At 62.0% G+C, this 13,418-nt stretch carries 10 protein-coding genes; 4 read left to right on the plus strand and 6 right to left on the minus strand.

Annotation, left to right across the window (positions count from 1 at the left end):
- Window positions 1-84 precede the first annotated feature (84 nt).
- The 4 genes from AC1RQ5_RS22790 (at window position 85) to AC1RQ5_RS22805 (ending at window position 2,710) form a co-directional block, all read left to right on the plus strand.
- Entirely contained in the window at window positions 85-1,209 is a 1,125-nt protein-coding gene (locus tag AC1RQ5_RS22790) for a flagellar basal body P-ring protein FlgI (protein ID WP_493201978.1), read from the plus strand.
- Window positions 1,209-1,598, plus strand: a complete 390-nt coding sequence (gene flgJ, locus AC1RQ5_RS22795) for a flagellar assembly peptidoglycan hydrolase FlgJ (protein ID WP_398483157.1) — start codon at window positions 1,209-1,211, stop codon at window positions 1,596-1,598. The genes AC1RQ5_RS22790 and flgJ overlap by 1 nt, the downstream gene beginning before the upstream one ends.
- Window positions 1,599-1,615: 17 nt before the next feature.
- Window positions 1,616-2,110 (plus strand): hypothetical protein, encoded by a 495-nt coding sequence (locus tag AC1RQ5_RS22800; RefSeq protein WP_493201979.1) that lies wholly within the window; start codon window positions 1,616-1,618, stop codon window positions 2,108-2,110.
- Window positions 2,111-2,323: 213 nt separating this feature from the next.
- Entirely contained in the window at window positions 2,324-2,710 is a 387-nt protein-coding gene (locus AC1RQ5_RS22805; protein ID WP_398483153.1) for a hypothetical protein, read from the plus strand.
- 3 nt (window positions 2,711-2,713) lie between these two features.
- Here AC1RQ5_RS22805 and AC1RQ5_RS22810 read toward each other — a convergent pair whose 3' ends face one another.
- The 6 genes from AC1RQ5_RS22810 to AC1RQ5_RS22835 all read right to left on the minus strand — a co-directional run bounded on the left by AC1RQ5_RS22810 (window position 2,714) and on the right by AC1RQ5_RS22835 (window position 13,214).
- Window positions 2,714-3,073, minus strand: a complete 360-nt coding sequence (locus AC1RQ5_RS22810; RefSeq protein ID WP_398483151.1) for a hypothetical protein — start codon at window positions 3,071-3,073, stop codon at window positions 2,714-2,716.
- A 94-nt stretch (window positions 3,074-3,167) separates the two neighbouring features.
- A complete protein-coding gene (flaF, locus tag AC1RQ5_RS22815) occupies window positions 3,168-3,536 on the minus strand; it encodes a flagellar biosynthesis regulator FlaF (RefSeq protein ID WP_398483149.1) in 369 nt (122 codons plus the stop codon).
- A 4-nt stretch (window positions 3,537-3,540) separates the two neighbouring features.
- Window positions 3,541-3,918 carry a flagellar biosynthesis repressor FlbT gene (gene flbT, locus AC1RQ5_RS22820; protein WP_398483147.1) on the minus strand — a complete coding sequence of 126 codons (378 nt, stop codon included), beginning with the start codon at window positions 3,916-3,918 and terminating at the stop codon, window positions 3,541-3,543.
- A 200-nt stretch (window positions 3,919-4,118) separates the two neighbouring features.
- Window positions 4,119-6,569: a flagellin N-terminal helical domain-containing protein gene (locus AC1RQ5_RS22825; RefSeq protein WP_493201982.1), complete on the minus strand. Its 2,451-nt coding sequence runs from the start codon at window positions 6,567-6,569 to the stop codon at window positions 4,119-4,121.
- Window positions 6,570-6,955: 386 nt separating this feature from the next.
- A complete protein-coding gene (locus tag AC1RQ5_RS22830; RefSeq protein ID WP_493201984.1) occupies window positions 6,956-10,429 on the minus strand; it encodes a flagellin N-terminal helical domain-containing protein in 3,474 nt (1,157 codons plus the stop codon).
- Between the two features lie 388 nt (window positions 10,430-10,817).
- Window positions 10,818-13,214, minus strand: a complete 2,397-nt coding sequence (locus AC1RQ5_RS22835) for a flagellin N-terminal helical domain-containing protein (protein ID WP_493201986.1) — start codon at window positions 13,212-13,214, stop codon at window positions 10,818-10,820.
- Between the last annotated feature and the right edge of the window lie 204 nt (window positions 13,215-13,418).

Consider the following 13,418-nt stretch of genomic DNA (forward strand, 5'->3'; position numbering starts at 1 on the left):
GCACGGCGCTCGCATTGCTAATGCTGGACACCGCTATGGGAGTGGCGATGTCTGCGTGAAAAAGACCTCAGCGGGGAGCAGAGGATGTCGAGCCTGACTTCGATCCGATTCTATCAGACGGCCTGCGCCGCGCTATGTGCGCTTGTGCTGTCGATGGCATCGGGCCATGCGACCTCGCGGATCAAGGATCTCGCGAATATCGAAGGCGTTCGGCAGAACCAGCTGATCGGCTACGGCCTCGTGGTCGGCCTCAACGGCACCGGCGACACCCTCAACAACATTCCCTTCACCCGGCAGTCGCTGCAGGCGATGCTGGAGCGCATGGGCGTGAACATCCGCGGCCAGACGCTGCGCACCGGTAACGTCGCTGCCGTCATGGTCACCGGCAACCTGCCCGCTTTCGGCACCCAGGGCACCCGCATGGACGTCACCGTGTCAGCGCTCGGCGATGCCAAGAACCTCACCGGCGGCACCCTGCTGGTCACTCCCCTGCTCGGCGCCGATGGCAATGTCTATGCCGTCGCCCAGGGCTCCCTGGCCATCAACGGCTTTGCTGCCGAAGGCGCTGCCGCCAGCATCACCCGCGGCGTGCCGACGGTCGGCCGCATCGCCAATGGCGCCATCATCGAGCGCGAGATCGAGTTTGCGCTGAACCGGCTGCCGAACGTCCGTCTCGCACTGCGCAATCCGGACTTCACCACCGCCAAGCGTGTCGCCGCCGCAGTGAATGACTTCCTCGGCAGCAAGACGGCGGAGCCGATCGATCCTTCCACCGTGCAGATGTCGATCCCGGCGGAGTTCAAGGGCAACGTCGTCGCGCTGCTCACAGAAATCGAACAGCTCCAGGTCGAGCCTGATTTGGCTGCCAAGATCATCATCGACGAGCGCTCCGGCATCATCGTGATGGGCCGCGACGTGCGTGTCGCCACCGTCGCCGTCGCCCAGGGCAATCTCACCGTCACGATTTCGGAAAGCGCCAATGTCAGCCAGCCTGCGCCGCTCTCCAACGGTCGTACGGTCGTAACCCCATCGACCCGCGTCGGTGTCACCGAGGACGGCAAGAAATTCGCCATCGTCAAGGACGGCGTCTCGTTGCAGCAGCTCGTCGATGGCCTCAACGGTCTCGGTATCGGGCCGCGCGATCTGATCGGCATCCTGCAGGCCATCAAGGCTGCCGGTGCCATCCAGGCCGATATCGAGGTGATGTGATGTATGGCATCGACGCAGCCGCCGCCTATCAGGCCAAGCACCCCACCCTCAACGGCCGCCCCGACCAGACGCTGATCGACGCGTTGCAGAAAGTCTCGCCGCAGGCGCAGGCCAAGACGCGCAAGCAGTCGGAAGACTTCGAGGCGATGTTTCTCAATTCGATGTTTTCGCAGATGACCTCGGGCATCAAGGGCGATGGCCCGTTCGGCGAAACCACCGGCACCGGCGTGTGGCGCTCGATGCTCACCGACGAATATTCGAAATCCTTCGCCAAGGCCGGTGGCGTCGGCATCTCCAATGAAGTGTTTCGTTCACTGATCATCCAGCAGGCCCAAGGCTCGACCAACGCGGCCACGAGCAAATCGGCCGCAACACCTGCCGCCAACTGATCGCAGAGGACACCGCCATGAACAACGCATTGCGCCAGCAAGCCGCTCCGATCGCAGCACCACGTTCGGTCGCGACACCGATGGAAGCGCGTCAGCTCGCCGACGGCCTGATGAAGGTGATGAACGATCTCCTCGCCATCATCGAGCAGGAAACCGCACTGGTCCGCGCCGGCAATATCCGTGAGGCGATCAAGCTGGAGCCGCCGAAGGCCGATATGTCCAAGCGCTACATCACCATGATCACGCTGCTGAAGATGAGCCAGACCTATCTCGCCAGCACGACCCCCGATCTGCTGCAGGCACTGCGCAAGCATCACGATGTCTTCCGTGCGATGCTGCAGGTCAATCTCACCGTGCTCGCCACCGCACATGCGATGTCCGAAGGCATCGTGCGCGGCGTCAATGCGGAAATGCAGCGCCGCAATATCCCGCAGACATATACGGCCGCTGGCCGGCAAGCACAGCCCGGCCGCGCCAACATGACGCCGCTCGTCATGAGCCGCTCGCTGTAAAACGGTAGGGCGGATCAGCGAAGCGTCATCCGCCGCGGAGCTTCAGCGATTAAATCGGCCGGCGGATGATGGCTACGCCTTATCCGCCCTACGGTTTCGCTCGTATTTGAATCAAATCTTAGTTTGGAAGTAAGCACCGGATTCATGCGTCCGGTGTATTCTTGGCGTTTGGGAAAGGGGTCGGGATTCGTCTGTGGAGCCAGGAGGGCTACCATGAGTACCGACTATTTAATCAAGCCGGTGGGGGCACCGGTTGTTGCAGCGATGACACGGCCCGTACCAGAAGCGGTGCGCGAAGCCGTGCCGACTCAGCTGCCGCCAGACAAGACCGTCACCGCCGCGCCTGGCGTCTCGCATGTCAATGTCTCACCCGCAAACTATCAGCAGGTGGACAGCGACCGCATTTCCAAGGGCGTGATCATCGATCGCGATGCCGGGCAAATCGTCTATGTGTCGGTCGATAAGAAGACCAACCAGATCATCAACCAGTATCCGGAAGAAACCCGCTTGCGCACCCGTGCCTATCTGCGGGCGATGGACGCGGCGAAGCAGGATGCCATGCTTCATGATCGCCGGATCGAGACCGATCGGAATGCCTGAGCGTCAGACGTCGCGGATTGCGAACGCCGTATCGAGATAGGTGCTGTTGGTGGCAGCGTCCGTCACGACGTTTTTGATCGTCGCCTTGTTGTCGGCCGTCATCTGGAATTTGGTATCGCCGACGCGGAAGGAATTGTCCTTGATCAGCACCTGCTGATACTTGACGGTTCCCTCGCTCTTGTACTGCACTTGGGCGCGAAAGCCATTGACCTGCGAGATGGCGATTTCGAACTTCTTGCCGTTGGCGTAAGTCCCCTTCCAGCTCCCTTTATAGGCATCGGCGTCCACCGGCACGTATTTGCCTGCCGTGATCGGCGTGGTGGTCTTGTACGCTGTTGCAAGAATGCTGAGTGCGTCGGCCATGACCGTCCTCGCGATCTGGAATTGGCTGGAAGCGCCAGCCGAAATGCAGCGCCACTAGGCAGCAGCGCGCGTTAATAACGCGTTACGCCGGCAATCACGCACCGCGGCCGCTGAGGCCGGCAGCGATGTTCCGATTAATATCGATCATCGACTGCAGCTTCGTAGCGTCCGGCTGCAGCTTCAACGCAGCGCACTGGGTCAGCACGAAGATGCCGATATTGGCGATGTTCTGCCGGATCTCGATCGATTCGGGATTGCTGTCATTCATCGCATCACCGACGAAGATCGACCAGAGCTTGCGATTGAAGAGCAGCGCTTCTTCGAACTGCGCGTCGGTGTGGCCGAGATCGGTCATCACGTCCTGCAGCTTGCGTGCTGCTTTCAGAAGAGCCTGGGCTTCGATGTCACGCGGTGATGCCGTGGTTTGAGCAGTACGTGCGTAGGCATTGGCACCGATTGACATGAAACTACCTCAGCAAATCTTCTTCCCGCTTCATCAGCGGACGCAATTCCCTGAGTGCTTTGTAAAGTTGGCCACTTAAGATTAGCTTACTAATTTCCCCAAGAGGCTCGCGATAGCTCGGCACTGCTTCGATCAGTTCCTTGATGAAACCGAGATAGAGTTCCTGATACGCCGGTATATCGTTCTCGAGATACATCATCTGCACACAGAGATAGATACGCTTCACCGGCGTGTTCGCCGTGTCAGCTGTAAGAATATCCTTCTCGCGCAAGATCGGCGCATCGCCGTCGATCAGGAACGCCGTGCGCGTATCGGAATTGGTGATCACGCTTTGACCGATGATGATTCGCTCACCCGGCTTCAGCTCCACTCGCAATGGCATTCCGATCTCCTCTTTCCGTCTGTGCAGAACGGACATGTACACGCGGGCACGACACCCTTCGGAACCGTCAAAATACGACGATTGCGGCTATTTATCCAGTCATCCGAATACCACGGGCGCACCCACGAATAGCGTATCCAGAAAGCCAAACGGCGAGGTTTCCCCCGCCGTCCGCAACGTCTTTCGCTTTGTCGCCAGCCTTACTGGAGCAGCTTGAGCACGCTCTGCTGCGACTGGTTGGCCAGCGCCAGCGCCGAGACCGCGATCGACTGACGGGTCGACAGCGCCTGGCTGTTGGCCGCTTCTTCGTTGGTGTCGGCCAGCGTTAGGTTGGACGAGCCGGTCTGCAGCACGTTGATCAGGTTCTTCGCAAAATCCTGACGGATCTGCACGATCGAAAGGTTCGAACCGAGCGTCGATGCTTCCGAGCGCAGGCGCGTGCTCGCGGCATTGAGCTGGCTCAGCAGCGCGTTTGCGGAGTTGTTGTCGAGCAGATCGAGGCCGCGCTGCAGCACCGGCAGGCCGAGACCTTCCGGCGACAGCGTCACGCCGGGAATGTTCAGCGTCGACTTGCCGGTCTCGTTGAACACCAGCTTCAGCGTGTCGCCGTTCAGCAGGTTGATGCCGTTATACGACGCATCCTGCGACGTCGTGGTGATCTGGTTGACGATGTTGTTGTACTGCTCCACCAGCAGCGCACGCGCCGACATCGACACCGGATCCGGTGTCGGCACGGTCGGGTTGAGGCCGTTGAACAGGTTGCCCGTGGTGGTGGCCGAGCCGCCGATCACACCGATGGTCGACGATGCCGCGTCGTTCGACGTCGTGATCGTGATCGCGCCGGTGGTGGAGATCACCGCCTGCAGATTGTTCGGCAGCAATGCCGCGTTCAGCTGCGCCAGCGTCGAGACCTGGCCGGGATTGGTACCGAAGGTGATGTTCGTCGCGGTGGTGTTCGTCGTGGTCGCAGCAATCGTCAGCGTCTGGCCGCTGAGGCCACCCGTTGCTGGCGTGCGCTGGAACGTGCCGGTGGTGAGACCGAGCTTCGCGAGCGCGTTGCCGCCAAGCGTCAGGTCCGACGCCACGCCCGTCTGCAGCGTCACGATACCGGCCGTCGAGACGACGGAACCGGTGCCGCCGGTGATCGCATCGACCGCCTGCAGGATGTCGTTCACGGTGCCGGTGGTGATATCGATCGACAGCGTGCCCGAGACCGCACTGCCGACGGTGCCGGTGCCGTTGTTGAACGAGATCGTCTTGCCGTTGATGACGAGTGTATCGGTCGCGGTGAACTGTGTGGTCAGCGCGCTCGTCGTCGGACCGGCGGTACCGCTGAGCTTGCTGGCAGCGGTGATCGGCGCCGGGGTCGAGGGAGCGATGGTCCGCGCGGTCGTGCCGCCGGTGAGACCCAGCGCGGTGAGACCTGTGCCGCCAAGCACGAGATCCTGAGCGACACCGGTGCTCACATTGACCTGGCCACCCACCGTCACCGTCGAGGCGCCAGTGGCCGAACCGGTGATCGTGTCCAGCTCGGTCAGAACGCTCTGCACCGTGGCGGTTGCAAGATCGAGATAGGTCGTGTTCGCAGCACTGCCGGCCGAGCCGCCCGCGCCGCTGTCAAAGAACGCGATGGTCTGGCCGTTCGCGGTGATCGTATCGGTGGTGGTCAGCGCTGTCGGCAGCGCGTTGGAAGTCGGGGTCGCCGTGCCAGCGAGACGCGTACCGGCTGTGATCGGCGCCGGGGTCGTCGCAGCATTGGTGCGGTTGGTCGTGCCGCCGGTCAGACCGAGCTTCGCAAGACCGGTGCCGCTGATGATCAGGTCGTTGGTCGTGCCCGTATTCAGCGTGATGGCGCCACCAACCGAGATGGATGACGTGCCGCCCGAGATCGCGTTGATCGCAGCCAGAACTTCGTCCACATCGCCAGTCGTGATGTCGATCGAGAGCGTGCCCGCAGTCGCCGAACCGGTGGTGCCGGCGCCCGAATTGAAGGCGATGGTCGTACCGTTGACGACGATGGTGTCGCTCGCGGTGAAAGCAGTGGCCAGATTGTTCGAACCCGCGCCTGCCGTGCCCGACAGATTGGTCGAGCCATTCTGGGCGGTCGTCGTGGTATTGTCGCTGTTCAACGCCGAACCCACCGTCGCAGCGCTCTGATAGGCGCCGAGATGGTTGTTGTTGACGATGCTGCCTGCATTGACCGCGGGCGTGATCGCGCCGGTGTGATTGTTGTTGAGCACCGAGCCGGCGATGCTGCCGCTGGCGATACCGGTGCCGCCCAGAATATTGTCAGCATTGGCCCCGGCATTGGCCGGCGTCGTCAACGATGATTTGGTGTAGCCGACATTGCTCTGCAGCGCCTGGTTGGCGACCGACTTCGCAGTGTCCACCAGCTTCTGCAGCGAGGTGATGCCGGTATTCGCGGCCTGCAGGATCTGCACGCCGTTGCTGATGCCATCGAGCAGATTGTTGATGTCGCCTGCGCGGCTGTCGAGGCCGGCGGCGGTGAAGAAATTGGTCGGGTTGTCGAGCGCGGAATTGACCTTCTTGCCGCTGGCAAGCCGGCTTTGCGTGGTCGCCAACAGATCGGCTGTCGATTGCAGCGAGAGCAAATTCTGGCGAACGGACGCCGAGAGAACTACGCCTGACATGTTGTGACCTTCCTGTTCCTTGCGGAGACCGGACCTTCAGGTCCGCGCCGCATGGCAGCCGCCTACGACTCGAGGTCGCAGCGATGCAGCCGGTGATGTTCAACGCCCTTCTGGAAGAGGGACCTCGACGCACCCCTGAGGGGTGTCACCGGATCAAGTACGGCCGATTCTCGGCCTGCCTGCTTCCTGCTCAGGCCGAATATGCGCGCGGACGATTTAAAATATGGTTAACAGCCTATTAAGGCTTGCCCCAAACTGTCCCAAAATGAAAAAATCGCGCAACTTCAAAGCGTTGCAAACAGGCTCAACAACGCACCAAAACGCCTGCAACGGCGGGGTTTCCCCCGCCGTTGCAGCGTTCTGTCAGTCTTTCCGGTCCGCAGGAATCAGCGGAGCAGTTGCAGCACCCCCTGCTGGGACTGGTTGGCCAGAGCAAGTGACGAGACCGCAATGGACTGGCGGGTCGACAGCGCCTGGCTGTTGGCCGCCTCCTCGTTCGTGTCAGCGAGCGTCAGGTTGGACGCACCGGTCTGCAGCACATTGATCAGGTTCTTCGCGAAGTTCTGACGGATCTGCACCACCGAGAGATTCGAACCGAAGCTCGATGCCTGCGAACGCAGCTTGGTCGACGCATCGTTGAGGCCGGTGAGGATCTTGTTGGCCGACGCGTTGTCCAGGAAGTCGGTCCCCGACAGCAGCGACGACAGACCCAGACCTTCCGGTCCGAAGTTGACGCCGGTGATGTCGAGCTTCGACGTCCCGGTTTCGTTGAAGGTCAGCGACAGCGTGTCGCCCGACAGCAGGTTGACGCCGTTGAAGGACGAGTCGGCTGCGGTCGTCTTGATCTGGTCGATGACCTGATTGTACTGCGCGACCAGGCTGGCGCGGGTGGCCTGCGAGTTCGGATCCTTCACGGCGTTGTTCACCGTGACGCCCGAGAAGATGCCGCCCGGATCGGTCGCCGTGCCGCCGAGCGCACCGATATCGGCCGAGGCTGCATCGTTGGTCGTGGTCAGGGTGATCGCGCCGGTCGTGCTGATCGAAGCCTGCATGTTGTTGGCGGCAAGCTTCTTGTTCAGCTCGTCGAGGGTCGAGACCTGGCCAGCCGCATCGTCCGTACCGAAGGTGATGGTGATCGGCTCCTTGGCGCCGCCGGTCGCACCGATGGTCAAGGTCTTGCCGGTCAGGCCGGGATCGATCGCCGAGCTCTTCTTGGTGGTGCCGGCTTCCAGGCCCAGCTTCTTCAGCACCGAGCCCGCGAGCGGACCGACGCCGTTGTCGCTGATCACGAGATCTGCGGCATTACCAGCATTGAGCTGGACCTTGCCGTTGACGACCTTCGAGCCCGAGCCACCGCTGATCACATCGATCTTGGCCAGCAGCGCATCGACGCTGTCGGTGATGTTCACATCGTTGCCCGTGGCGCCGGAGGCGACGAAGCTGATCTCGGTGCCATTGACCGTGATCTTGTCGCCGACAGCGAAGCTGGTCTTCAGCGAGTCTTCACCCACCTCGCCGCTCAGCTTGGTCGCACCGGTGATCGCCGGAGCGGTCGCCGGGGTTGACACCCGCGCCGTCGTTCCACCGACCAGGCCGAGCTTGGCGAGCACCGAGCCGGCAGTCCCTGCACCAACCGGAACGTCGCCCAGAACCAGGTCTTCAGTGGTGCCGGTGCTGAGATTGATCTTGCCGGCCGTGCCAGTCGCCGTCGAAACGTTCGATGCGCTGGTGCCGGTGGCGCCGGTGATGTCATCGATCGCACCGAGCACATCATCGACGGTCGCCGTCGCCAGATCGAGATAGGTCGTATCGACGTCGGTGCCGGCGGCGATGTTCGAGCCAGTGGACGAGGAGTCGTAGAACTCGATCGTCTTGCCGTTGACCGTGATCTTCTCGCCCTTGACGATGTCATTGGCCAGACCGTTCGAGGTCGGGCTTGCCGTGGCGTTCGAGAGCTTGGTCGAGCCGGTGATCGGCGGCTGAGCAGTCGCCGGAGCTTCCACGCGGTTGAAGGTGTTCGCCGTCAGGCCGAGCGAGGTCAGCGCTCCTGCTGAACCCGCAACGGTCAGCGTTGCATTGGCCGTGCCGCCATTGAGCAGGATCTTGCCGGCATCAGCGCCGGTGCCGAAGCTGGCGACACCGTGACCGGTGGCGCTGCCGAAGATCCCGTTGATCGAGTCGAGCAGATCCTGGACCGTGCCGCTGGCAAGGTTGATGTTGTTGCCGGTTGCAGACGGCGCAGTTGCAGGCGTGTTGCCGAAGGTGATGGTCTGGCCGTTGATCACGAGCGACTGACCGGCAGCGATACCGATATCCGACAGCAGGCTGTTGGCGGCAATCGTGGAGGTCGGGCCGACAGCGTGATTGACTGCGAGCGCAGTCGGCGCGGCCGGTGCGTTGCTGATCGTCACCGGCGCGGCGGTGCTGTCCGTCAAGGCGTTGAGGCCGAGCGTGGTCAGCATCGCATTGGTAAAGCCCGCGCTTCGGCCGATGGTGACCGCATTCGCGTTGCCGGTGTGGATTTCGATCGCGCCGGCAGCCGTCAGGGTCGTGTGGTCGGTGCTGCCATTGCCCATCGCCGAGTCGATCGTACCGAGCAAATCCGCCATCGTCGCCGTGGACCCTGTCCCGACGTTGACGTCGTAGCCTGCGGCGTTGTCTCCGACGATGGCGGTCGTCGTCGCATCGACGAAACGAAGCGCGACGCCATTGATCGTCAAAGTCTGGCCAGTCAGCGTGGAAAGGTCGATCGAGTTAGACGTGGCTGTGCCAGCCAGCGTGGTAGCAGCATCGATCGCCGTGCCGTCGGTGGCATTCTTCGCGCCACCGGTGAACACCGTATCGAGAGGCGCACCGACTGCGTTGGTCAGAGCCAGCGGGCCGGTCGTCGAGATCGCCGTGCCGAGGCCGAGCGCATTCAGATCGGCGGTGAGCGAACCCGTAAAGTCGACATTCTTCGTGCCGTCACCGGTGTGCAGGACCACCTGACCGCCGACCACGGACGACTTATGCGCCGCATCGGTGTTGCCCATGGCGACATCGAAGGTCTCGAGCAGACGGTCCAGCGTCACGGCCGAGTTGGCCGAGATATCGACGGTGAAGCCGTCGGTCGCATCGCCGGTGATGCCCGCAGCCGCCGGGGTCGAGTCGAAGGTGATGCTGACGTCGTTGATCTTGATGGTCTTGCCATCCAGCGCCGCCAGATTGATCTGGGTGGCAGAGCCGGCCGCATTGGTCAGCGTCGAGGCGCCGGTGACGGCGGCCGCGGTGCCTGCGGCGTTCGTCAGCGTGGTGCCGGTGAAGACCGTATCGGCATTGTCGGTGGCAACGCGGGCGGCGCTGCTGCCGGTGGTCGCACCCGAGACCACCACCGTCGAGTCGCTATGGACGACCGACGCGCCGGCCACGATCGCATTGCCGAATGTCGCGGAGACGTTGTTGGCCAGCTGCGTGCCGGTGACCGAGCTGGTCACGGCGGCGGTGGTGCCGAGCAGGTCGTTGGCAGTGATGCCCTTGTTGGCGGCGCCGGTCGCGCTCGACTTGGTGTAGCCGACCGTCGTCTGCAGCGCCTGATTGGCGATCGACTTGGCGCTGTCCACCAGCTTCTGCAGCGAGGTGATGCCGGTATTGGCCGCCTGGATGATCTGCACGCCGTTGCCGATGCCATCGAGCAGATTGTTGATGTCGCTTGCGCGCGAGTTCAGCGACTGCGCGGTGAAGAAGTTCGTGGGGTTATCCAGCGCGGAATTAACTTTGTTTCCGCTGGAAAGACGACCTTGGGTAGTGGAGAGCAATTCGGCGGTGGACTGCAGGGACATCAGGTTCTGACGCACAGAGGCCGAAAGGGTGATGCTGGACATACTTTGATACCTTCCTAGTAGACACAACTGGGCCCTTCTTGGGCTCAGGTGGTAGGATGAGGCGTCTCAGCTTAAGAGTTGGTAAAATAAGAGGCAGATTTTGAAGCCTTAGGGTGTAAACACACTACATAAACACCTGAAAGCGATCGCGATATCAACGACTTATATTGTCCCGCTGTAGTTGTAAAAATAATTTGGCCAAATAGCCCGTCCCGCGAATGGTAAACGGGAATCCACTCAACCAAGGTCTTCTTAACGAAAAAGGGCAGCCCGAAGGCTGCCCTGACGCATGGAACGACAAAAGGCAGCCCGAGGGCTGCCTTTTGCACAACGAAAAAAAGCGGCGGGGTTTCCCCCGCCGCTTTCTGGTTCGGTTCTTGAGCTGCGCTTAGCGGAGCAGCTGGAGCACGCCCTGCTGCGACTGGTTGGCCAGCGCGAGCGAGGAGACGGCGATCGACTGGCGGGTCGACAGCGCCTGGCTGTTGGCCGCTTCCTCGTTCGTGTCGGCGAGCGTCAGGTTCGACGCACCGGTCTGCAGCACGTTGATCAGGTTCTTCGAGAAGTCCTGACGCATCTGCACGATCGAGAGGTTCGAACCGAAGGCCGAAGCCTGCGAGCGGAGCTGCGAGCTGGCAGCGGTCAGGCTGGCCAGAACCTTGTTCGTCGACGCGTTGTCGATGAAGTCGGTGCCGGACTTCAGAGCCGACAGACCCAGACCGTCCGGACCGAAGCTGACGCCCGAGATGTCGAGCTTCGACTTGCCGGTTTCGTTGAAGGTCAGCGACAGGGTGTCACCGTTGAGCAGGTTGACGCCGTTGAAGGACGAGTCCTGCGCAGTGGTGCGGATGTTGTCGATGACCTGGTTGAACTGGGTCACGAAGCTGGCGCGAGTGGCCTGCGAAGCAGCATCGGCAACCGCAGGGGTCGTCGAAACGCCTTCGAAGATGCCGCCGGTGCCGGTCACGGTGCCACCGATCAGGCCCAGATCGAACGAGGCCGCATCGTTGGTCGTGGTCAGCGTGAGCTTGCCGGTCGAGCTGATCGAAGCCTGCAGGTTGTTGGCCGACAGAGCCGCGTTCAGTTCGTTCAGCGTGCTGACCTGGCCATCGCCAGTGCCGAAGGTGATGTTGGTGGCGGTGCCGCCACCGGTCGCACCGACCGTCAGGGTCTGACCCGACAGGCTGCTGCCGGCTGCCTTGCTCTTGTCAGTGACGCCAGCAGTCAGGCCGAGCTTGGCCAGCGTGCCGGTGGTGCCACCGAGGGTGAGATCAGCGAGGGAACCAGCGTTCAGCTGTACCTTGCCGCCCGAAATCGACGAAGCCGTACCGGTGTTGCCGCTGTAGATATCGATCTGCGCGAGAACGTCGGCGACATCCGCAGTTGCGAGGTCGAACGAGGTCGTGTTGGTCGCCAGCGGATCCGTTTCGCCGAGCGTCGAGTCGTAGAACGCGATCGTCTTGCCGTTGACCGTGATCTGGTCGGACGACGTGAAGTTCGCGGTCAGCGAGTTGGTGCCGACAGCGCCCTTCAGCGTGGTGGCACCAGTGATCGGCGCAGCGACGGCCGGAGCCGAGGTACGTGCGATCGTGCCGGTGGCCAGACCGAGCTTGCCGGCACCCGTTCCGCCCAGGGTAACGTCGGTGGCGGTACCCGTGGCGAGCCGGAACTGGCCCTGGGCGTTGACCGACAGCGAACCGCCGCTGGCGGTATCGATCGCCGTCTTCAGGTTGGCAACCGTCGTGCTGGCGAGATCGAGATACACGTTGTTCGCGAGCGCCGGCGGGGTCGGCTGACCTGCACCCGAGTCGTAGAAGTTGATCGTGGTGTTGTTGACGGTGATCGTATCAGACGTGGTGAACGGCGTAGCGAAACCGTTCGACGTCGGCGACGCCGTCTGAGCCAGCAGCGAAGCGGTCGTCACGCCGGTTGGCGTGTGCGGCGCATTGGTGCGGGCGTAGGGCGTTGTGGTCGCACTGTAACCGAAGGCGGTTGCGGCGGTGCCACCGATCGACAAGCTGCCAGCCGTGGTGCCAGTGATCGAGAACCTGTTGGTGGTGGTGTTGAAGGTAGCCGTACCACCCGAAGCAGTGCCGAGCTTGGTGAGAACGTCGTCGATGGTTTCATCGAGACCGATCTGGGAAGCGTTCGCACCGGTCGCAACGACCGAGAAGGTCGTCGAGCCGACCGTAATGGACTGGCCAACGGTGGGCGGCGTACCGAGATCGCTGAGCGTATCGACGGCCGTGTCGGTGATGCCGGTAACGGCATTACCCGTTGCCACCGGAGCGACATAGGCACCCTGCGTGTTGCTTGTGACCGCAGTGCCGAGTGCGCTGAAGCCGGCGGTGAAGGTCTCGGAGATGTTGTTGAGCTTGACCGAGCCGGTCACCGAGCTGGTGGTGGCTGCGCTGGTGCCGAGCAGGTTAGACGCCGTGGCGCCGGATTCTGCGCCAACAGCGCTCGACTTAGCGTAACCAACGGTGGCCTGGAGAGCCTGGTTGGCGATCGACTTCGCGGAGTCGACGAGTTTCTGCAGCGAGGTGATGCCGGTGTTGGCAGCCTGAATGATCTGGACGCCGTTGCCGATACCATCGAGCAGGTTGTTGATGTCGCTGGCGCGATTGTTCAGCGACTGGGCAGTGAAGAAGTTGGTGGGATTGTCGAGCGCCGAGTTGACCTTGTTGCCGGTCGCGAGGCGGTTCTGCGTGGTGGAGAGCAGATCAGCAGTCGACTGCAGCGAGAGCAGGTTCTGACGGACGGACGACGAGAGTGTAATGCCGGACATGTTTGGTTACCTTCCTGGTAAACTGAAACAACGATCTTCTTGATCGACGGCGGCGACGATGAACTTCAGACTCTAACAATGCGTAAAACCAATCGCGCAGATTCAACACCCGTTGTAGGTGCATAAAACTACCACAACGCCCCCTTTTCAAAACGCTGCGAACCGCTTGAAATTCAGGCTTTCCGTAATCGTATCAATCGCTTT

The sequence above is a fragment of the Tardiphaga sp. GW821-FHT12E02 genome (genome assembly GCF_058807155.1).